Here is a 22,281-nt window from a genome sequence, read left to right as displayed (position 1 = left end):
ATATTAATCCTACGTCGACGACGTAAGGTTAAATAATAAAACAATATGTTTTTTGGAGGTTGGTATGAACACTTCAGTATTTTTAAGTTATGCGTTTATATACTCAGTTTTGTTTATCGTTGTTCCATTTATATTAGTTGTATTTGTTATGACTTGTATAAAGTTCTTCAAAACTAATACAGAGGAGCACACAGTTAAATTTAAAAAAATGCTTTTTGATACACAAAGTTTTACCTTTCTAAATTCACTAAAAGAAATGGTGGGCGGAAAATATGACGTCTGTTGTAATGTTCCAATCGATACGGTGTTTGAAATGGATGCAGAAACTGCAGCCGAAAATCATACTCGACTCGATTATGTCGTCATTGACCATAACTCGTCAGAAGTGAAATTAGTTATCTCTGACTTTAGTAATCAGGAAGATGCTAACTCAAAAAGTTTGTTCGAAAAATTCAACATCAAATTAGTTGAAATAGCTCGAGGCAAACCTTACGACATGCAAATGCTAAAACAATCCCTACCTGTATGAAGACCCTATCGGGTGACGACAAAGTGTTTTCACCCGATATTTTATCTTATTAAATTCTGATCGCGAGGATTCATTATGTCCGTGAATAAATGGCTATTGCCACTCGGCATAGGATTGCTATCACTGTTACTTAGCCAAGGCGCCATCAGCGATGAACTTACTGGCAAAATTAACAATGACTCATGCATGAAATGCCATAAACGAAATGGAGCAATGCAGGGCTATCATGGCCATGACTCATTAAATATGAGTTGTAGCTCTTGCCATGGTGAAAAAGGTAATCATCCTAGAAAGCCTAATGATTTGATGGTGTTCTCTTCGGACAATGACATCCCTGTAGATGCTAAAAATGCTGTATGTCTTAAATGTCATACCCCAACAAAGTTAGCTGAAACGGAGTGGACTCATAACGTGCACGCGCAAAAAGTGGGTTGTGCATCTTGTCATAAATTGCACCCTAAAGCAGATCCAATGTTGGGATTAAGTGCAAAAGAACGCAGTAATGAGTGCCGAAATTGTCACACGGTGCAGAGGTAAGTAATCATGGAAAATTCAAGAAGGCATTTCCTTAAAAGTACCTGCGCATTGGTTGCAGGCGTATCGGTTTATCCACTCAGTGGCAATAATGCCAATGCCGAAATGGAACCAGATATAAACAAGATAAAGTACGCTTTGTTACATGATGAAACCAAATGCATTGGCTGCAATGCCTGTGTTGAAGCATGCCGTGAAGTCAATCATGTACCCGAAGGCGTTACACGATTAAGAATTGAAAGATCGGAACCTTTTGGGGAATATCCTGATCAGTTTTATCATTTTATGCGACATTCTTGCGAACATTGCGAAAACGCACCTTGCGTTTCAGTTTGTCCTACTGGTGCCGCCTTCATTGATAAAGAAACCGGTATTGTTGCCGTAAATGCGGATAGATGTGTGGGTTGCTTATATTGTATTGCGGCCTGCCCTTATGAAGTGCGCTTTATTAACCCAGTGACTAAAGCAGCCGATAAATGCGACTTCTGCCGCGAAACAAATCTCAAACAAGGTAAACAACCTGCATGTGTAGAAGCGTGCCCTACAAAAGCGTTAGTGTTTGGCAATCTTAAAGATCCCGAGTCTGAACTTGTTAAGCTATTAAAAGCTAATCCGACTGAGCGTTATAAACAAAGTTTAGGTACTCGACCTAAAATATTTCGCATCAAAGCGAAACAAGGGGAGATTATATTATGAGTGCTTTTCATTTTGATACACTGGTATGGCACTGGCCCATTGCCATATACCTATTTTTAGCTGGGGTATCCGCAGGTGCTATGTTCTTTGCTGTTATGCTAAAACATGGTTGCCTGAAAGAGAAAGCATATCAATCTGGATTTGTCCAAGCAGCATGTATTGTTGCAGCCATTTCGGTATTGGCTGGTTTAGGGGTGTTAGTATTTGATTTAACCAAACCTTTGCACTTTTGGAAGATACTGGTGTTTTACAACCCTACGTCAGTAATGTCGATGGGTGTAATTATCTTAATGCTTTATCAAGTGTTTATGTATGGATGGATTGTAATCACCTTTAAGCAACCCATTGATGATTTCTGTAAAGAACGTTTACCGATTGTCTGTAAACTCACCAGTATTATTGCTCGTTATGAAGCAGGTATAACCGGTTTACTGGTTATATTCTCAGTGTCGTTAGGTGCTTATACCGGATTTCTCCTATCGGCTCAGCCTCACTTCCCGATGTGGAATACTGGAGTATTACCTTTACTGTTTTTAGCTTCTGGCTTGTCTTCAGGTGCTGCTGCATCACTATTAGGCGGTGTGTTACTCAAAGGTAATCCCAATGGTGCTGAAGTACGTTTTATTCATAAAATAGAGATCCCACTGATTTTAGGCGAGATACTCCTTATGTTCACCTTCTTCCTGGGTTTAGTATTCAGTGGTGGCCAAAGCAAGGTAGCGGCATTCAATGCTATCGGAGTCGGCTTTTGGGGGTTTGTATTCTGGTTCGGTATTATGGGATTAGGATTGTCGGCCCCATTAGCGATGAACTTATTTATGACCGCAACTTCAAAACGCAAGTTTTCCTATGTTGCCGGAACAGCATGTCTAAGTTTATTGGGCGTCATATTATTACGTAACTTTATACTTTATACCGGTCAAATGATAACAAGTTAATACAATTAACGGTGATAGCACGCGTTAGCAACCGTACTGTCACCGTCTATTCAACAAAGAAACTCAGCTTGACGTTGCCACTATTTAATCCCATTTTCAGTTAACTATTTTCTGCTAAGTGAATATAAGCAAATCATTAAAATCGAATAACTAATATTCAGTCACTAAAATCCAGTCATGTAAACTTAGCTATACTCCCCTCAACATTAGTCATTTCAATTACAGCTGAGTAAATTGCCTAATTAAATTATGATACACATTATGTAGGTTATCTAATTCAGCGCGATCGGTATTGTCAGCTTTAATTAAATTTTGAATTGTTTGATCAAGCTGATACAAGGTTTGGCGTAAGTTTGAATCTGCCACCATACTTTGCATCCAAGTAATTGCTGCAATCCGCTGCCCTTTAGTGACCGCAGTGACTTTATGTAAACTGCTTGACGGATACACCACTGCGTAACCAGCTGGTAATTTAATTTGTTGTTGGCCAAACTCGGTAGCTATGACCAACTCGCCGCCGTCATACTCTTCGGGTTCACTCAAAAACACCGTCATGGAGACATCACTGCGGAGCACTTCCGATGTATTCGGGATCCGCATGATGGCCGCGTCGACATGATAGCCATACTCTTCGGTTTCGCTATAGCGATTAAAGCACGGCGGAAATATCTTATGCGGTAATGCCGCTGACACTATTTTGGGCGTTTCGCCAATACGCGCCAATAGCTGGTTAGCTAATTGGCGCACACTGGCATCTTGTGCATCTGCTTGATTGTTATTTTTAACTGAGGCCGCCATTCCCATTGCGGTTTTGCGGCCATCGCCCCACGGACATTCTGCCAGTTGCTGACGATAAGCGCCGACGTCTTGTTTTGTGAGGATTTTTTCAATAACAATCATACAAACACCCTTAATTAAAACTCATATGTCATCGACAGTTTTGAGCTTCTTGCATCACCTAAGTACATAAATGAACCAGAACGATAAGCCGCAGTCCAGTACTCTTCATTCATGACATTGCCTACGTTTATGCGGAAAGTTAAGTCTTCGGTAGCATTGTAACTAGCAAATAAATCAACGACTTGATAGTTAGGCACCACGATACTGTAGCGATTATTGGTACTATCAAAACCCGCTGCAGTATCTGGCTGTCCGCCATACATTTCGCTTTGATAAGTGTAGCTACCACCAAACACAAACGACTCAGTTAACTGATAACGTAATTGTAGGTAAGCACTCTCGTCGGCAAAATTACTCAGGACTAAACCAATGTTAGCTGGATCGTATGATTCTAAAATCTCAGAATCCATTTTAGCCGCTGAAAATTGTATGCTGAGTTGGTCAGTAATATTACCCACCATACCAAATTCGATACCTCTAACACGGTTTTTACCCGTATTAAGTGTACCTAACGTTGAGTAACTGTCGCCAACACTTTCCATGACATCACTTTTAGTGATTTGGAAAATTGATGCTGAGAACATCATTTTGTCGTCAAACAACATCCACTTGGTGCCAAGTTCTAGGTTTTCAACGATTTCGGCATCGGCTTCCGAAGCTTGTTCTGTGGTACCACACACACCGCCATATCCGCAGTTTCCACCCAAGTCAGACTCGCCGCCATTGATGTTAGTTGCGGTGCTGTAGTTAGCATAAATGTTAGCATCTTCAGACAAGTCGTAAACAAGACCGAAGTTGTAGTTATACATGGTGTCTGAGTAGGCATAATCTACTTCACCGCTATTACTCGTCGTGTCATTGCTGTAGTCAAAGCTATCAAGTCTCAAGCCGTAGAATAATGACAGTTGTTCAGTTAGTGCAACGGTATCCATCATGTATGCTGATACAGTTTCGATATCGTAAATCGCATCCGATCCGCCATCAACATAGCTGCGTCCCATTAACTGGTTAATGTTATCTACCGTATCGCCATTGCCGTCGATAATACAGTAAGATTCAGACACCCCACGGCGACCATCGGTTAAACAATTAGAAGCATTGTTGTTGGTATAATCATATACACCGTTATCAACGTTTTCATCTGTGTATTCCAAACCAAAAACCAGCTTATTGCTAAAGCCTAGTATTTCAGTATTCCAAAATAAGTTGAATTGAGTGCTGACGTAATCAACATCTTGATTACCTTGGTGAGTACTTAATGTTAGGGTTTTAACACCAGGCGCGGTTGCATCGGTATCTGCGCGCGTAGTGCCGCCCATACCGGTAGTGATATAACCGTTTTCGGTGTGACCTACACGGGTAGCATTATATAACGTGATGCTGTCATTTAACTCATATTCGGTACGTAGGGTGAACGTGGTGACCTTAGAATTTAAAAAGTCACCATCTTGAGCATAAACAGGGATATCTTCAAGTGGCTTACGGGTGTCTTGGTCAAAATAACTGCCTAAATCAGGCACGTCTTTGGCGTCTAAATAATAACCATCGGCGATAAATGACAGTGCATCAGTGGCTTCATACACTCCCGATAACTGGACTCCTTGGCGTTCACGGGTAATGCCTTCGCGGCCTGGCTTATCTTCTTCGGCCGTTAAACCGTTAAGACGCACGGCGACGGTTTCTGATAACGGTAAGTTATAATCGATAGTTAATCGTCTATGTTCGTCAGTACCAATGCCTAAGTCGACACGGCCAAAATCATACGCAACAGAGGCCTTTTTGGTCACGCTGTTAATCGCACCGCCTGATGAACCACGGCCTGCAAATGTTGAACTTGGGCCTTTGGTAATTTCAACACGTTCTGTTGCAAAACTTTCGCGAGTGGTCATGCCTGGGTCACGCAGGCCATCAACAAACACGTCGCTACGCGCTTCGTGACCACGGATAATATAGCGGTCACCAAAGGCGTTACCGTTTTCACCCGTACCTAAAGTGACCCCAGCTTGAGCTGACAAAATATCTTTTAAGTCAGTATTACCAGACTCTTGAATTTGATCTTGGGTTAATACGGTAATCACTTGCGGAGTATCAACTAATGCAGCCATACGGCGTTTATCGGCTGAGCTATTAAACATATAAACTGAGTTTTGTACCCCATGAACCCGAATTCTTTCTATTGATTCGTCTGTTTCCACAGGTTTACATTTTGCTAAGATATCCTTATCGCAAGTTTCATTATTGGTGTCTGCAGCATAAATTGCTGGGCTACTAAAGACTAATGCAGCGGCAACTGCCTGAGCACCTAACGATAACTTACTGTAACTATTAGATTTCATCTCTAACTTCATCCTATTGTTATTTAGCGTTTGCGAAAATTCAATTATGTGACGCACTTTACATAATTGAAACAAAGATCACAAATACAAATCATTATCATTCGTGTAAATATTGACCTTACAAAAAGTATGAGAATGACTAAATAACTGTAGTAGAAGGTACAATTTGAATAAAAATAGGTTAGTTGACTTGATAAAGCTCTAAAGGCAGGCCGTCTGGATCAGCGAAAAAGGTATATTGTTTGCCGGTATATTCGTCGACGCGAATGGGTTCAACAACTACCCCGTTAAGCTGTAAATGGGTAACCACTTGAGCAATATCATCGACTTTAAACGCTAAGTGACGCAAGCCTTGGGCTTCGGGATAACTGGGTCTTAATGGAGCCTTGTTAAATGAAAACAGTTCAATTTGGCTACCGTCAGGCAATGCTAAATCGAGTTTGTAAGAATCGCGTGCTTTGCGGTAATGCTCGGCAACAACTTTTAGCCCTAAGACTTGTGTATAAAATGCTTTTGAACGTGGGTAATCGGCACAAATAATAGCAACGTGATGAATTCCATTTAGCATGGTGGTCCTTGTAAATAGACTATTGATAATTAAACTAATTTAAAAAAATAAAACCCTGATAGAACAAGTCTATCAGGGTTAATATACGCTTTTAAAGTCATAAAGAAGACTAGGGTCTGTTGATCTTTGCCGGTTAAATTTTATTCGAGATAAAAACGTTTTAATCGAGGCGAGCGGATTGCTGCCTAGCAATCTAAGCTAAATTCGCTCAACAAAGAGTAAAACGTTTTTAGCCGAACCCTTCGGGCAGCGTTTGTTGGTCATTTTTACTGCGTTATCGACTTTTTATGTAGAATAACTACACCACAAAGTCTCTGCCTTGTACAAATGACCAACAATTCGCTGTAAAAACAACCTTGAAAGATCAACAGGCCCTAAAGCAAGGTTAATGCCTTCCTGAGATAGCAGCTTAAATTAAACGCCGATTTCACCACCGTCATCTTTAATAAACATCACTGTGGCTGCACGTGAACGAACCGTTGTGCCTGCGGGCGTTTCTTCATCCGCTCTATCAGAGTATGGCCAGTTGCCAGGATGTTGAATATTAGCAAACATTGCCGTGTAGTCTGGCGACATGGCAAAACCAGTCACTTCACAGCCGTTAGGGCCAACAAAGAAACGCTTCAGTTGGGTTTGGTTGCCGGCGCTGACCACCAGCTGCTTGCCATCGGCATCCACCATGGCAGAAGGCACAATCGCTAACATTTGATCGTTGGTTTCTTCGGTGACTTCAGACGCACCGTTATCGGTTTGCACCCACAAAATACCACGCTGATCGAACGCCAAACCGTCTGGACTAGCAAACTGGTTTAAGTCAGTTAAGCCAGATAAATTGGTTTCAACATCACCATCTGCAGGTGAACCAAATATAAAGATATCCCAACTAAATTCAGTTGCTGCATCACCTTCATCCCAACGAATAATATGACCAAAGTTGTTATTTAAACGCGGGTTAGCAGGGTTAGTGCTGTCGGTACGTTTACTGTTGTTGGTCAATGTAAGATACACAGTGCCAGTGAATGGGTCGACACTTGCCCATTCTGGGCGGTCCATTGGTGTAGCACCCACTAAGTCAGCCGCGCCAGCCGTATTTAAGATAATTGCGGCTTGCGAGTCAAAGGTGCTAGCAAGTGTACTGCCATCAGTGGTTATGCCATCTAGTGTTAAAGGTAACCATTCGCCTACACCATCTTCAGTGAACTTAGCGACATATAAGGTTCCTGCATTCATGTACTTATCGCCTACAGTTAAGCGATTAGTGCTGTTAGCATCTGCTGCGTCCCACACTGCATCAGACACAAACTTATACAGGTATTCAAAACGTGAATCGTGGCCAGAATAGAACGTAATTGGTTTGCCTTCTTCAAGCTTACCGAACACACAACCTTCATGGCGGAAGCGGCCTAATGCGGTACGTTTGGTGGCGCGAGAATTAGGGTTATAAGGATCAATTTCAACAATATAACCATGACCATTGGCTTCGTTACGGTAATCGTTAGCGGCACTAGAGCCCGTTGGCGTAACATCAAAACGTGCAAATTCGTCTAAACGCTCGTCATCATTACCGGCCAAATGGTTCCAACCATAACGAGTGTCAGACGTTGAAATACCAATTCGAGTTTGCTCTGCTGTTAAGGTACCTTTATTAACAAAGTAGCCGGGCCAGTTTTCTTCACATGTTAGATAAGTGCCCCAAGGCGTATAACCATTACCACAGTTATTTAACGTTCCGCGCGCTTGACTGCCATCTGGCGAGTAACGCGTTTCAAGGTACGAGCTGTAGGCTAGCGGGCCAGCGATATCCATTACGGTTGCACCAGTAAAACGACGGTTATGGCTGTCGTTTTCGACCACTTTCCATATTCCAGAAACTAACTTAATACGTACAACTGAAATACCATGGGCGTTGATTTCTTTGCGGATTTCATCAATTACAGTGCGCTTACCATCAGCATCAAAGGTTGGCCCTGTTGGGTGTAAAGCATCGGCATCAATGTATTCGTGGTTGATACACAATAAACCGTCATCTGCTGAATCATTCAACGGGAAGAAATGCATACCATCATGATGCATACCGACTGAGTTTTCCTGATCGATAGCAGTATTACTGCCATCTGCTTTCCACGCTGCAGCTTTCGAATTTAAGGGAGTTCCCCAAGGTGCTAACACATAAGCTGAATAACCAGCAGCTACCGACACGGCATCTATTTTAGAACCGGCAATAGACTCAAAACCTAATACAGCAGAACTCGTTGTTGGTGCTGTTGGCGTAGTAGCTGTAGGCGGTGTTGTTGGCGTTTCTGCAGCGGTATCATTGTCAGATCCACAAGCACTCAATCCGAAGCCACCAAACGCTGTCATAGCACTAAGGCCTAGGCCACGCTTAACAAAATTACGACGTGATAGATGATTATCCATCACTTCATTGAAAGGGGTATTTTTACTATTGTTAAAACGAGTTGGATCAAATGTCGCCTTGCTCATAAAGTGTCCTTAGGTATGCTCTAAAAATAACGGATCAAATATAGGTATAATTATTCGTCAGTTAAGATAAGCGTCTAATGTGACAACTCTGGTCAAACTGGATGACAAAAATATGGCAGTAAAAAGACAATCACCACACAGTCTTATGTAATGAGAGCAGTATTAAGTTCATTTTAATAGCTATGGCATGATGAGTAACACCCTGTTAGCGTTTTTTACCCCGTGAAGATGCCGCTAATGCTTTTTTACGCGCTTGTTGTTTTAATGCGGATTTAGTTGTTTTACGGGTAACTGGAGCAATTAAATCAAGGTCTGGCTCAAAACCTGCCAGCCATTGCTGCGGTAACCGTCGGTCTAAAAAGGCTTCAAGCTTAGTTAACAATGGCTCGTCATCGACGCTTAACAAGGTAATTGCTTGCCCTTGTTTACCCGCTCTGCCCGTGCGGCCAATTCGGTGTACATAGTCTTCAACTTGAAACGGTAATTCCATATTAACGACATAATTCAACTCGTTAATATCTAACCCTCTCGCCGCCACATCGGTAGCGACTAACGCAGTGACTTCACCCGCTTTAAAAGCGGCCAATACTTGTTCACGCATTGCTTGAGTTAAGTCTGCATGGAATGCTTCAGCTGCTACGCCAGCTTGCTTCATTTGTTTTACCAGTGCATCTGCACCTTGTTTGGTACGGCAAAAAATCAAGCTTTGTTGCCAGCTTTCTGTGGTAATCAAATGACATAGCATGGCGCACTTTCGGTTAGCATCAACATTAAATACCCGCTCAACTATACTGCTGGCGGTAGTATTGCGCAGAGCCACTTCAATCACTTGTGGCGAGCGTAATAAACGTCGACTAAAGCTGAGCATGCGATCATCCAACGTGGCTGAAAATAATAAGGTTTGCCGCTTGCTTGGCAAACGTTTAAGCACCTCAACAATTTCATCTTTAAAGCCCATGTCTAACATGCGATCGGCTTCATCAAATACCAAATGAGTTAACTGCGACAATGACAATGCGCGCTTACGTAATAGATCTAATAAACGTCCAGGCGTTGCCACAAGAATATCAGTGCCAGCAGCGAGTTGTTTGATTTGTGCACCAATACCCACTCCGCCATAAACCATCACACTACTGACAGAACTTCCGTCGGCATATTGCTCAATACTATGGTGAACTTGTTGGGCTAATTCCCGCGTAGGGACTAACACTAAACAAGTTATCTGTGTTTTTGATGGTGTTGTGTCAGCAGCTAGATCAACTTGGTGAGTCAATATTTGGTGCAGTATCGGCAAAGCAAATGCTGCCGTTTTACCCGTACCGGTTTGCGCCCCTGCCATGACATCTTTGCCGCTTAATATCACTGGAATAGCCTGTAATTGGATCGGTGTAGCCTGCTGGTAATTCAGCTCAGCTAAACGATGAATCAGTGTGGGATGTAACGATAAATCGGCAAAAGACATAAGGACTCCATTAACAAGAGACATCAGTTTATCATGCTTCATATTCGATTTATTAGTGATTGCAGTGTGAGGTAAAACACACGGTGATAAAATACTCAGACAGCTTGATGGAAAATACTTGACTAAAAAAGTAGGACTTATACACTTTAAACATGCAAAATATATAAATGTTAATAACGTTGATTGCGCAAGCTTATCGCTAAAGCCCGTTGTAAAGGTATGTTGTTAAAGTTTATAGCAGTAATATTGTCACCAATGTTTTATCACGAGAGGTATTACCATGAGTTTTTCAATTAGCGGTATTTTTAAACCAGCCAAGCAAGCTGAATCTGTCAGTAATGTGGCACCTATTGCCAATGAAACACGTGCAACTGAAACTAACGCACCGGAAGCCGAAACTACTGCAAAAACAGAAGGCAATGGTGGCAGTTGTTGCGGTCATTGTGGCGGCGGTAATCATTAATTCCGTTAAATGTGACCACGCTTAAATATGCGTAAATTATCTTTGCTAAACAAGGATACATATTGAGCCGTAACATCTACAAAACCATTAGACTGAGCCACTCTTAACGAGCCTTGGTTATGCTCATCGATATAGGCATAAACAGGGCTAGAAATGTATTGTTGTAAAAACATTTTCACTGCATTAGTGGCTATGCCCTGCCCCCAATATTCGCGACCAATCCAATACCCTACTAAACGCACTTCTGACTCTACTTCTGTGGCTAACTCATCATTAACCCATGACAAAACATTGCCAACTAAAACATTATCTAGCCAGATCCCTTGTGCCATAGCTTGCTCATCAGCAAAAATTTTTTGTTGCCAATGTTGGTAAAAAGCCTCTCGTTCACGTGCAGGAAAGTCTGCCATTTTATTGGCAATTGGGTCGTGCTCAAATTCAAATAATATCGCTAAATCTGCCTCATTGACTGGGCGAAGATAAATATTCATTTCACGCTCACCTTTCCTATGTTGTGACACCAAAATCATTTATATTATATCTATACTCAGTTATATATACGCAATAACGATGAGTCATTGCATCAAGATGCATTAAGGGGCGCACAATGAAAAGCATTAAAACATGGCAATGGTTAGGTGTTGCGGGTCTATTACCTTTTATCATTTTGAGTGTACTGGCTTTCAATCATAGCCTTTTAGCGCCCGAACATACTATGTTGGGATTTGTTAGCTACAGTGCTGTCATTTTAAGTTTTGTTGCCGGTACGCTATGGGGAAAAGCGGTAATATTAGCCCTAGATGATAATATTGCTAAGCTACTTATTATTAGTAATATCATTGCACTTGCCAGCTGGATTGCGCTGATAACCCCTTTTGAATTATCTGCGCTTATTCTACTAGCCAGTGGTTATCTGTATTTATTGTATGTTGAATTTAAAGCCAAGCAATTATCAACTACCACCAGCTATATGACATTACGCACCATATTAACCAGTGTCGCGGTGATATGTCATATTGTGGTTATGCTGAGTCTTTTTAGCGTTTAGCGTTTAGCGTTTAGCAAATGATTGCCTAGCCTGCTGTAAGAGATAAAGCCCATGCTTTACCGCACGGGCCTTATATTTGTTGCAGACAATAATCCGGCGGATTACAACCCTGTTTGACACTGCGCTTGTTGATTTATCATCGGAGATAAAATTGGCATCATACCTTTAAGCACTTGCAGTGGTAGCGCCGAGGTAAAGCTAAAGTCATCAGCCTTTTCACCCGGTACAAACGCCGTTAACGTGCCAAAATAATTATCACCCAGATAGAAAACAAACGTCGCGGTACGGTTAATTGCTGTCGATGACACTTTACGACCGTCACGAATTTCAGTTGCGATACGATTATCACCCGTACCCGTTTTCCCACCCATAATGATGGCCTGGCCGTTATTATCCAACAAGCTGCCTTTGAGTCTTCTTGCGGTACCATTTTCGACTACATTGGCTAACGCCCGTTTGAGTGCCCGCGCGACTTCTTGATGCATTACTCGCGTTACAGTTTGTTTATTGTTAGCTAATGTCACTTCATAAGGCGTGTCTTTGGCAAACTGTAATTCATCGATTCTTACCGTGGGATAACGGTAACCATCATTTTGAATAATACCCATGAGCTCAGCCAGCGCGGCAGGTCTATCGCCAGAACTACCTAGCGCTGATCCTAACGACGGCACCATATATTCAAACGGATAACCCATTCTCACCCAACGCTGATGAATACTTAAAAAGGCTTCTACTTCTAACATCACCTGAATCCGCACATCTCTCGCATTTTGATAGCGGGTTCTAAATAACCAACGATATACCTCTTGTAATTGCGGCTGTGCGTCGTCTAACACTTGAGTTAGTTGAGTTTCTGGATAGTCATTTAAATAGCGTAACACCCATAACTCAAGTGGATGAACGCGAGCAATATAACCTTGATCGGCCAAATTAAATTTATCTTCACCATACTTGTTATAAAGCGCATTAACTTGCTTATCTGTGAAGTTTTTTTCCGGTAAACGCTGAGCTAAAAAAGCTTTTAATTCGCGGGCACCGTCATAAGGCTTTAAATAACGGTATACCGCGGTCAACTTATGCTCTTGTTGTTGAATACCATCAAATAACACCTCAAGACGCTGCTCAGGGGCAAGTTGGCGATATTTACGATAGAAACGTTTTACAAACGAACTTCCCTCACGTTTAGCAAACGCTTTTAAATATTCTTCACGGCGCGGATCTTTGTCATTACGTAATAGCTGCGACACACTGCCTTCGCTGTTATAACTACTGCTGTAACTAACAACGTCTTGCATTAAGCGCACAAATGGCAAGTTTATTGACTCTTGTAATGCTTGGTACAAAGTAGGTATACGGCTATCTTCTTTATGATTAAAATTATTAAACACATGCAAACCGCCACCCGTAAAAAAGCGTTCATCGGGTGAAGCCGAATATTTTCGTAATAGTGCCGCATCTAACATTCGAGTTAAGTTGCGATCACGAGTCGTAATTAAATAATCGACGACCCAACGAGTAATATGGTCTTTACTCTCTACATCAACTTGGCGTAAATCAGCAACCGTCATGGCCGAAAAACGCTGTTGTAATTCGGCAACAATATCTAGGTATGTGGCTAACACCCGCAATTTAGCCGTAGAACCCAACTCCAATTTACTGCCTTCGTTGATATCAAACGGCTGGTCAATGCTGTCGGTTTGAATTCGCACTCGATTGGCGCTGTCGGTACTTTCGTAAAGCATAAAGCTGTATAGCACCTTGTCTAACTGTTGTGGTGACAGTAAACGCTCACCCAGCAATCCGATACGCTCAGCGCTTGGCTCTTTAGCTAAACTACGTAAGTAGTCACTCACTTTTTGCTGTAACTCACCATGAAACGTGCTGTTAACCGCTAGATCATAACGGTCTAAATCATACAAACTTAACCCCAGCATACCTGCTGTGCGTATTCTTACCGCGTTAACCCCTTTATTATTAGCGAGGTTAGTAGAGGCTAACTTACTGGCGTCAAAATGCAGTTTTTGTTCCAGTGCAGACACCATCAATTTCGTTTCAATTAAGCCATCACTGCCCAATAAACGTAAATAGCTGTCCACTAAGGATTCTAAATCATCATGCCCTTGGCGTAGATAATATGATGGACGACGCTGAGCAATCATTAACGCCACAATTTGACGAAATACCTTGCCACGCTCAGCAGCATTTTGTTGAGTATGACGGCTCAATAGCAATTGGTTAGCTTGATTAAAATCGGTTTTAAACCAAGCCCATAAACCATCACCAATACCATGAACTTCACCAAAACCGGGTGCTGATGATAATGGCACTGTGTTGAGGTAATCCTGAACGATACGTTGACGAGCGCCAACAGTATTTTCACCTTGTTGATACACTCGCACAATTGCCGAACCAATTTGTAAGAGTTTATCTTTAATGCTTAAGGTTAACCCATGATTAGAATGTCTAAATTTTTCAATTTGAGTGGCTAAAGTACTGCCCCCCGCTTTAGACATATCAGCGCCAAAGAGCCCTGCTACCTGGCTAGTAGCTGCCAGCACAAAGCGTGGCCAGTCAACCACAGGGTTATATTTAGCTTCTGGACTCAGCATTTCGCGGTTTTCAATAAACAATAAGGTGTTAACAATTTGGTCGGGAATTTTATCTTGGTCTTGATAAACACGTTTAGGATAAGCGTAATCAAACACCGTCATGTCACGGCAATCTTTTATTGCTAAACCAGATTGTGCTTTTTCATGGTAAGGCGGGAAAAAACCTACCTTGGTATAGTCCGTCAACATCGGCGAAAACGCCACTTGCTGAGAGATCTGATAATTTCGCTCTATTAATCGGGCTATTTTTTGCGGTAGTTGACTATAACCATGGCGATCATCAAAGGGGCCGTATGTAGGGTAAATAACCGAATTACTGCGATAATCACGTAATGTATAGGTTAATTTACTGGCATATTGATGCAAAAAATAAGACTGGTAATACGACGTCCGCACCTCGAATGCGACAAGATAAGCTGTTGCTAACAATAATACGATGAATAACCAGCCTGCTTTACTGCGACGAACCGGAACGGGTTTGGCGGAAGATGAATTAGGTCGATAATTATCAAACTGACTGTCTGTATGTGGACTAGACACAAACTCTCCATGTAACGCATAAAATCACAATAACGCACCATTTTAATTTTGGTTGGTATGTTCGACACATCGCATACCTAATTGTGATAATTTTATCAGATGGGTAAAGCGATTAGATATAGACAAAATAACTAAATATTGGTTTTTAGGTCATTTAACTCTTTTATTCGCACAATAACGATTAGCATAATATCGATATTTTTATATAAAACGTATTTATAAGCTTAGGGATTATTTTGGATAATAGCACCTCAACAACCTATCCAGCATTACGATTAGGTTTAGCCATGTGGTCACAAAACCAATGGCAACAAACAATATACGGCAATAGCCAAGCGCATCGGCTCGCGCGCTATGCCGAAATATTTAATACTGTTGAAGGTAACACCACTTTTTATGCCACACCGTCATTACAAAATGTCCAGAATTGGTATGCGGCAACTCATGACGACTTTAAATTTACCTTCAAACTGCCTAAACACATCACCCACGAATTACAGTTACAACATGCAGGTCCAGCTTTACAACAATTTTTTAAGGTAATGGAACCTCTTATCAATCGAACTGGGGTATGGAAAATTCAACTGCCAGCCAGTTTTGGACCACAATCTTTGCCGCAACTGGCACAGTTTTTAACTCAAGTGCCACAGGGACTAACCTATGGTGTAGAAGTACGTAACAGTGCCTTTTTTGCCAAAGGAGAAGCGGAAAAAGCATTAAACCGTTTACTTATCGATTATAACTGTAATCGAATTATCATGGATACAAGACCCGTTTTTGCGGCCCCGCCAACTTCGCCAGCGGTAATTGATGCCCATCAGAAAAAGCCCAAAGTGCCAGTGCATTCTATTGCTACGGCCAACAATCCGGTGGTGCATTTTTTTCAAAATTGGCTTAAACAATTACCTTTGTGGATAGCACAAAACAAGCAGCCTTATTTATTTATCCATACGCCAGACAATCATCAAGCGCCACAATTAGCCGTCGAGCTATATCGATTATTGCAACAACAGTTGGCACACAGTGAATCAACACTAGCAGACATAAATCTGTTACCTCAACACAGCCATACCACGACTCAAATGGGCTTTGATTTGTGACACTTCCCTATATAACATAGGCAACCTCAATAAGTGATAATAAACGGTTATCAAACAGCTCTTTGTCCCGCTATTTTATGATATTATCTGCGCCGATCCTGCCTGCCTTTGCAGTGCGTTTATATTGATAAAGGAACCACCATGAGTGAATCTGCAACCCGTTTAAATAAATACATTAGTGAGAGTGGTGTTTGCTCACGCCGTGAAGCAGATCGCTACATTGAACAAGGTAATGTTTTTATTAATGGTAAACGCGCCAAAATTGGTGACAGCGTAGAGTTTGGAGACAAAGTCAAAGTAAATGGTCAAGACATTGAACCCCGCGATGCAGCTGATTTAATCTTTATCGCACTCAATAAACCCGTCGGCATTGTCAGTACGACCGAAGGTACTGAACGCGATAATATTGTCGACTTTGTAAACCACAGCGAACGAGTATTTCCAATTGGTCGTTTAGACAAAGATTCACAAGGGTTAATCTTTCTTACCAGCAATGGTGATCTGGTTAATAAAATCCTCCGTGCGGGCAATAATCACGATAAAGAATATGTAGTCACGGTGAACAAACCTATTACGGACGCTTTTTTGCAGGGTATGCGAGCAGGGGTACCGATGTTGGGCGTCATCACCAAAAAATGTAAAGTTGAACAAGTTTCAACATTTGTATTTAAAATCATTTTAGTTCAAGGGCTTAATCGTCAAATTCGTCGTATGTGTGAACATTTCAACTTTGAAGTAACCAAGCTTGAACGTCAGTCCATTATGAATGTGTCGCTTAAAGGCTTGCCAGTGGGAGAGTGGCGCGACTTAGATGAACAAGAGCTCAGCACGCTAATGAAGTTAATTGAACATTCATCTTCAGAGGCTAAAAACGCACCTAAAAAAGCCAAGAAAAAACCGACTCAAAGCTTACGAGATAAAATAGAAGGCCCAGAACACTTTATGCAAGGCAGAGGTGCCAAACCTAAAAAACCTGCGGCAAATAAAGGTAAGCCAAATCACTCAAGGAAACCTAAACGCTAGTTAAGATTACAGGAAAAAGGATATATTCAACAATATCCTTTTGCATGAAACTATTCATTTTATTATCTGTAATATCGCTATAATTATGTAAGATCATACTCGATTCATTAAACAAACAACGGAGTAAATACATTATAAACAATTAGTTATTTTATTTACTCCTTCGAATTCAACTCCGTAGTATGACCTGCCTACAATTAAATAATAAATAACTAGAATCCTTCATATTAGGTTATGAGATCAAGACTTAACCTCGATCTAAAAAAGCGAATTAACATGATGATAAAAATGATTTATTTTTTATTTTGGTCTGACATGAGCTACAGTGAATGCAGGCTATAAAAGCTGGCTACACTCTTTTTATTCGGAGAAGAAATGGATAGTTTTTTCAGTTTAATGAGCAACGCCGTATTATTACTGGCACTGGTGGTCATTTACGACGCCATTACATTACAAAAAATAGCACCTAAGCAATATAGAAATATCTTGAGTGGGCTTTTTATTGGGGTGATTGCGATTAGCGTGATGAATTATCCTTGGGAGCTTCGTCCTGGGATTTATTTCGATACTCGCTGGATATTACTCAGTTTAAGCGGTCTGTTTTTTGGTTTTATTCCTACATTGATCGCCGCGATTTTAGCGGCTTGTTTCCGTATTTATCAAGGCGGAGTGGGATTATACGTTGGTACCTTAGTCATTTTTATCAGTTCAGCCATTGGTTTAGGCTGGCGATACTGGGTGCAAAGCTCAAACAAACAACTCAATTGGCAAAATTTACTGGCCATGGGGTTTGTTGTACAAATAGCGGTTATATGTTGTTTATTACTCATGCCAGTGCCAGATAAATATGACATCATCCTCAACATCATCCCGACCTTACTCACTGTCTATACTTGCGGCACCATGTTCCTTGGATTACTGCTTAAACAACATCAACAAAGACAACAATTAGCTCAAGAATTACAACATCATAAAAATCTTCTCGAAACCGAAAAAAACCTGTTACAAAGCATTATTGATGGTATTCCCGATATCATTTTTTACAAATCGACTGACGGGGTTTATTTAGGGTGTAACAAAGCATTCTCTGAAGCACTAAAGCTCAAACCAGAACAGATTAAGTATCAAACGGACTATGGCTTATTTGATCGTCAACAGGCTGACCTCTTCATCAAAGCCGATCGATTTGTATTACAAGAAAACCAGCCGTGGATGAACGAAGAATGGATTACAACACCTGATGGCATCTCACATATTTTTAGCACCCAAAAAACACCTTTTATGAATTCGTCAGGAGAAATCCAAGGTATTGTGGGTGTAAGTAGAGATCTGGCCGATCAAAAAAACATAGAAGCACAATTACGTCGCAGTGAAACAACTTACCATAACATTATCAGTACCGCTCAAGATGGCTTTGTCATTGTATCTGTAGATGGCAAGATCATCGAATCAAATCAGAGCTTCGCAAATATGACAGGGTTCACTCTCGATGAGCTAATTAATAAGCCGATTAATCAATTTGAAACCAATGACAGATATCAATTCCCGAGCTCATATATCACTGCTGCACCACACAAAAAAGCCATTAACTTTACTTCTCGGTACAAAAATAAACTGGGACACTTATTTGATGTTGAAGTGAATATCAGCTTTTGGGATGGTGATGATGGTATGTTTTTCTGCTTTATCAAAGATATTTCTGAGCGGATTGATGCAGAACAAAAGCTATTACGCAGTGAATCAAAATTCAGGCAGATATTCGAAAAAATCCCCGCTATTTCAGTCCAAGGATATGATAAAAATCGAATGGTTATATTCTGGAATCAAGCCAGTGAAAAATTATATGGTTACTCAAAAGAGCAAGCCTTAGGTCAAAAAATTGAAAACCTCATCATTCCATTACCTTACAAAGAGCAAGTGGTGAACAACATCAATGCATGGATTAATGATGGTCCCCCTATTCCCGCAGGAGAATTACTTCTCAGACGAGCAGATGGTAGTCATGTCGCTGTTTATTCATCCCATACATTAATCAACAATACCGACAACGAAGCCGAAATGTATTGTATTGACATCGATTTAAGCGCTCAAAAAAAGGCCGAAGATCAAGCATTAACATTGTCACAAGCAATAGAGCAAAGCCCTATTTCAATGATCCTAACAGATACTGACAGCAAAATTGAGTATGTAAATAGTGCCTTTGAGAATATTTCTGGCTACAGCGAAAGTGAAGTCATTGGTCAGCCAGCCAGCATGCTTAAATCAGGTTTAACCCCTACCTCTTTGTATACCGAATTATGGGAGACTGTTTCAGCTGGAAAAGCATGGCAAGGTGAATTACAGAATAAAAGGAAAAACGGCGAGATTTTTTGGGAACATGCTCATATCGTACCTATTTTTGACAATGCCGGCGTCACTAAACATTATTTGGCATTAAAACAAGATGTGAACCTCTACAAACAACAAGAAGAAAAAATCCTTTATCAAGCCCATTACGACAGCTTGACGGGTCTACCTAATAGATTGTTGTCTCTCGACCGATTAGCTCAAATACTCAAAGAAGCACATCGAGCTGGAACCCAAGTAGCAGTATTGTTTTTAGATTTAGACGACTTTAAAAAGGTTAACGATACCTTAGGTCACTCTGTCGGTGATGAACTACTAAAACAAGCAGCGACTCGATTAAAGAATACCATTAGAGAGAGTGATATTGTCGGTAGGCTGGGAGGTGATGAATTTATCATTATCCTGAACAATATCAATGTACCCGCTGAAGTGGAGACGATAGCTAATAAATTGCTTAAGCAATTTTACATGCCATTTAAGCTAGAAAACCGTGAGTTGGTGTCAACTATTAGTATTGGTATTGCAATGTACCCTAACGACAGTTTGACCCCTAAAGAACTGCTAAGACAAGCTGATTCTGCGATGTATCATTCTAAAGATCAGGGACGCAATACTTACACATTTTATACTCACCAAATGAATCTCGATATGCATCGTAGGCTTAAAGTGGAAGAACAATTACGTGGTGCATTAAAAAACCACGAATTATCAGTCTACTTTCAACCATTGGTTGATATTCGAAGCCGTAAAATCATTGGCGCTGAAGCGTTGTTGCGCTGGAATAATGAGCTACTAGGTCAAGTCACTCCTGATGAATTTATTCCTATTGCAGAACAAACAGGACTTATCATCGCAATAGGTCAATACGTTATAGAAACCGCTTTGACGACAGCATCTCAGTGGCAAATGTACTTTAATCGCCACTTTAAAATTGCCGTTAATGTGTCACCTAAACAGTTTAGGGAAATCAATTTTGTCGATATGCTAAAAGTATCCTTATCCCAATACAATATTCCCCCCAGTACTGTTGAACTAGAGATTACCGAAGGCGTGTTACTGAGTGGCGATCAGATTATCGATAGTAATTTACAAGCGATTAATGATATTGGGGTGAGTATTTCTATGGATGACTTTGGTACCGGTTATTCATCACTCAGTTATCTACGCAGTTATCCTTTCAACACTCTAAAAGTCGATAAAAGCTTTATCAACGACATAACTGTTGACCCTGGAGATTTAGAGTTAGTAGGCGCAGCAATTGCCATGGGGCATGGGCTGAATTTAACCGTGGTCGCAGAAGGCGTTGAAACAGAAGAGCAGTATCATCTGCTTAATGCATTGAAATGTGATTATGGCCAAGGTTACTTATTTAGCAGGCCTTTGCCCCAAGATGAATTTGAAGCCCTATTAGAGGCGCAAATAAAAATAGAAGCTCAAACCAAACAACAACTAAATAACGAATAGCCAATAACGAATAGCCAATTAATAAAAAAACAATAAAGTCCTGATTTTAATGCTTTAAGAAAACGCCCTGTAAACGGCTAAGTATCGAAACTTTACAAAAAAACCAGCAACATGCTGGTTTTATTAATCTTTAATATAAGGTTGCGGCCTAATATTTCAGCACTACTTAACCTTCCAATTCACCGTCTGACCAGCAAAAAATGGCACGATAGGATTGCCATTAGGCAAAATAATTTCTTCTGGCACCGTCCATTCTTGCTTCACCAGTGTCACTGTTCCAGTATTGCGTGGTAGGCCATAAAAGTCTGCACCGTATAAACTGGCAAATCCCTCTAACTTATCTATAACGCCCAAATTATCAAATACTTGTGCATACAGTTCTAATGCGCTCCAAGCACTGTAACAACCGGCACAACCACAAGCCGACTCTTTACGGTGTTTCTCATGAGGAGCAGAATCAGTCCCCAAAAAGAATTTGCTTGAGCCTGTCGCCACCGCAGCTTGCAATGCATGTTGATGAATATTACGTTTTAATACCGGTAAGCAAAAGTTATGCGGACGCACACCGCCCACTAATAAATCATTACGGTTTAACAATAAATGCTGGGGGGTAATGGTTGCAGCAACATTAGCTGAAGCTTCTGCGACAAATTCTGCCGCCTCTTTAGTTGTAATATGCTCAAAGACCACTTTCAATTGCGGGATCGTTTTTACAATTCGACTTAAATACCGATCAATGAAGGCTTTTTCGCGATCAAAAATATCAATATGTGATTCGGTCACTTCGCCATGAACCAATAACAACATGCCTTGCTCTGCCATGACTTCAAATATTGGAAATAATTCATCCAATGCTTTAACGGCCGCATCTGAGTTGGTTGTTGCACCTGCAGGGTATAGCTTTCCTGCCACTATGCCCGCAGCTTTGGCATCGATAATATCTTGCGGGCTAGTATGATTGGTTAAAAATAAGGTCATTAACGGCTCAAAATTACTGCCTTGTGGGCGAGCGGCTAATATACGGTCTCGATAGGCAACCGCCATTGCAGCTGTTGTCACTGGCGGAACTAAGTTGGGCATGACGATGGCACGCTTGAATAACCGAGCCGTAGCAGGAACTGTCTCATTTAACATATCTCCATCACGAAAATGAAGATGCCAGTCATCTGGCGTTGTTAGGGTTATTTGTGTCATGTGAGTTCCTTATTTACGACAACTTTTAATACGACTATTGTGCCAGA

At 41.1% G+C, this 22,281-nt stretch carries 17 protein-coding genes; 9 read left to right on the top strand and 8 right to left on the bottom strand.

All coding sequences use genetic code 11. From position 1 onward, the window contains the following. Nucleotides 1-64: 64 nt before the first annotated feature. The 4 genes from ABIS04_RS02950 to nrfD all read left to right on the top strand — a co-directional run bounded on the left by ABIS04_RS02950 (nucleotide 65) and on the right by nrfD (nucleotide 2,697). Nucleotides 65-529, top strand: coding sequence for a hypothetical protein (locus ABIS04_RS02950; RefSeq protein ID WP_350432548.1), 465 nt, complete (start codon nucleotides 65-67; stop codon nucleotides 527-529). Between the two features lie 75 nt (nucleotides 530-604). Further along, a complete protein-coding gene (locus ABIS04_RS02945; protein WP_350432547.1) occupies nucleotides 605-1,066 on the top strand; it encodes a cytochrome c3 family protein in 462 nt (153 codons plus the stop codon). A 6-nt stretch (nucleotides 1,067-1,072) separates the two neighbouring features. Beyond that, entirely contained in the window at nucleotides 1,073-1,759 is a 687-nt protein-coding gene (locus ABIS04_RS02940) for a 4Fe-4S dicluster domain-containing protein (RefSeq protein ID WP_350432546.1), read from the top strand. After that, complete coding sequence (gene nrfD, locus ABIS04_RS02935; protein ID WP_350432545.1) at nucleotides 1,756-2,697, top strand: NrfD/PsrC family molybdoenzyme membrane anchor subunit; 942 nt, start codon at nucleotides 1,756-1,758, stop codon at nucleotides 2,695-2,697. Before ABIS04_RS02940 ends, nrfD begins: the two co-directional genes overlap by 4 nt. Nucleotides 2,698-2,916: 219 nt before the next feature. On the opposite strand, the gene ABIS04_RS02930 is transcribed toward nrfD, so the two are convergent. The 5 genes from ABIS04_RS02930 to ABIS04_RS02910 all read right to left on the bottom strand — a co-directional run bounded on the left by ABIS04_RS02930 (nucleotide 2,917) and on the right by ABIS04_RS02910 (nucleotide 10,447). Next, entirely contained in the window at nucleotides 2,917-3,597 is a 681-nt protein-coding gene (locus tag ABIS04_RS02930; protein ID WP_350432544.1) for a Fe2+-dependent dioxygenase, read from the bottom strand. A 14-nt stretch (nucleotides 3,598-3,611) separates the two neighbouring features. Further along, nucleotides 3,612-5,933 (bottom strand): TonB-dependent receptor domain-containing protein, encoded by a 2,322-nt coding sequence (locus tag ABIS04_RS02925; protein WP_350432543.1) that lies wholly within the window; start codon nucleotides 5,931-5,933, stop codon nucleotides 3,612-3,614. A 181-nt stretch (nucleotides 5,934-6,114) separates the two neighbouring features. Beyond that, nucleotides 6,115-6,501 carry a VOC family protein gene (locus ABIS04_RS02920; RefSeq protein WP_137223045.1) on the bottom strand — a complete coding sequence of 129 codons (387 nt, stop codon included), beginning with the start codon at nucleotides 6,499-6,501 and terminating at the stop codon, nucleotides 6,115-6,117. Between the two features lie 414 nt (nucleotides 6,502-6,915). Beyond that, nucleotides 6,916-8,985: a PhoX family phosphatase gene (locus ABIS04_RS02915; protein ID WP_350432542.1), complete on the bottom strand. Its 2,070-nt coding sequence runs from the start codon at nucleotides 8,983-8,985 to the stop codon at nucleotides 6,916-6,918. 205 nt (nucleotides 8,986-9,190) lie between these two features. Beyond that, on the bottom strand, nucleotides 9,191-10,447 hold the full coding sequence (locus ABIS04_RS02910; protein ID WP_350432541.1) for a DEAD/DEAH box helicase: 1,257 nt from the start codon (nucleotides 10,445-10,447) through the stop codon (nucleotides 9,191-9,193). Between the two features lie 280 nt (nucleotides 10,448-10,727). Here ABIS04_RS02910 and ABIS04_RS02905 point away from each other — a divergent pair, with 280 nt between their 5' ends. Next, on the top strand, nucleotides 10,728-10,910 hold the full coding sequence (locus ABIS04_RS02905) for a hypothetical protein (protein WP_140233292.1): 183 nt from the start codon (nucleotides 10,728-10,730) through the stop codon (nucleotides 10,908-10,910). A 5-nt stretch (nucleotides 10,911-10,915) separates the two neighbouring features. On the opposite strand, the gene ABIS04_RS02900 is transcribed toward ABIS04_RS02905, so the two are convergent. Further along, a complete protein-coding gene (locus tag ABIS04_RS02900; RefSeq protein ID WP_350432540.1) occupies nucleotides 10,916-11,401 on the bottom strand; it encodes a GNAT family N-acetyltransferase in 486 nt (161 codons plus the stop codon). A 116-nt stretch (nucleotides 11,402-11,517) separates the two neighbouring features. Between ABIS04_RS02900 and ABIS04_RS02895 the strand changes: the two genes are divergently transcribed. Next, a complete protein-coding gene (locus ABIS04_RS02895) occupies nucleotides 11,518-11,958 on the top strand; it encodes a DUF3429 domain-containing protein (RefSeq protein WP_350432539.1) in 441 nt (146 codons plus the stop codon). 101 nt (nucleotides 11,959-12,059) lie between these two features. Here ABIS04_RS02895 and ABIS04_RS02890 read toward each other — a convergent pair whose 3' ends face one another. Then, a complete protein-coding gene (locus ABIS04_RS02890) occupies nucleotides 12,060-15,107 on the bottom strand; it encodes a transglycosylase domain-containing protein (RefSeq protein ID WP_350432538.1) in 3,048 nt (1,015 codons plus the stop codon). A gap of 287 nt (nucleotides 15,108-15,394) precedes the next feature. On the opposite strand from ABIS04_RS02890, the gene ABIS04_RS02885 reads away from it, so the two are divergent. The 3 genes from ABIS04_RS02885 (at nucleotide 15,395) to ABIS04_RS02875 (ending at nucleotide 21,040) form a co-directional block, all read left to right on the top strand. Continuing rightward, a complete protein-coding gene (locus ABIS04_RS02885) occupies nucleotides 15,395-16,207 on the top strand; it encodes a DUF72 domain-containing protein (RefSeq protein ID WP_350433374.1) in 813 nt (270 codons plus the stop codon). Between the two features lie 141 nt (nucleotides 16,208-16,348). Then, the gene (gene rluF / locus ABIS04_RS02880; RefSeq protein WP_350432537.1) at nucleotides 16,349-17,230 is read left to right on the top strand and encodes a 23S rRNA pseudouridine(2604) synthase RluF; all 882 of its coding nucleotides are present in this window, start codon (nucleotides 16,349-16,351) and stop codon (nucleotides 17,228-17,230) included. A gap of 375 nt (nucleotides 17,231-17,605) precedes the next feature. Further along, nucleotides 17,606-21,040, top strand: coding sequence for an EAL domain-containing protein (locus ABIS04_RS02875; RefSeq protein ID WP_350432536.1), 3,435 nt, complete (start codon nucleotides 17,606-17,608; stop codon nucleotides 21,038-21,040). 162 nt (nucleotides 21,041-21,202) lie between these two features. Here the strand turns inward: ABIS04_RS02875 and pyrC are convergent, their stop codons facing one another. Continuing rightward, complete coding sequence (gene pyrC, locus ABIS04_RS02870; protein WP_350432535.1) at nucleotides 21,203-22,234, bottom strand: dihydroorotase; 1,032 nt, start codon at nucleotides 22,232-22,234, stop codon at nucleotides 21,203-21,205. Nucleotides 22,235-22,281 lie beyond the last annotated feature (47 nt).

It is taken from the genome of Shewanella sp. H8 (genome assembly GCF_040285065.1).
GTDB classification, from domain to species: domain Bacteria; phylum Pseudomonadota; class Gammaproteobacteria; order Enterobacterales; family Shewanellaceae; genus Shewanella; species Shewanella polaris.
Note: the sequence above shows the minus strand (reverse complement) of the source record. Positions and strands in the feature narration are given on the sequence as shown.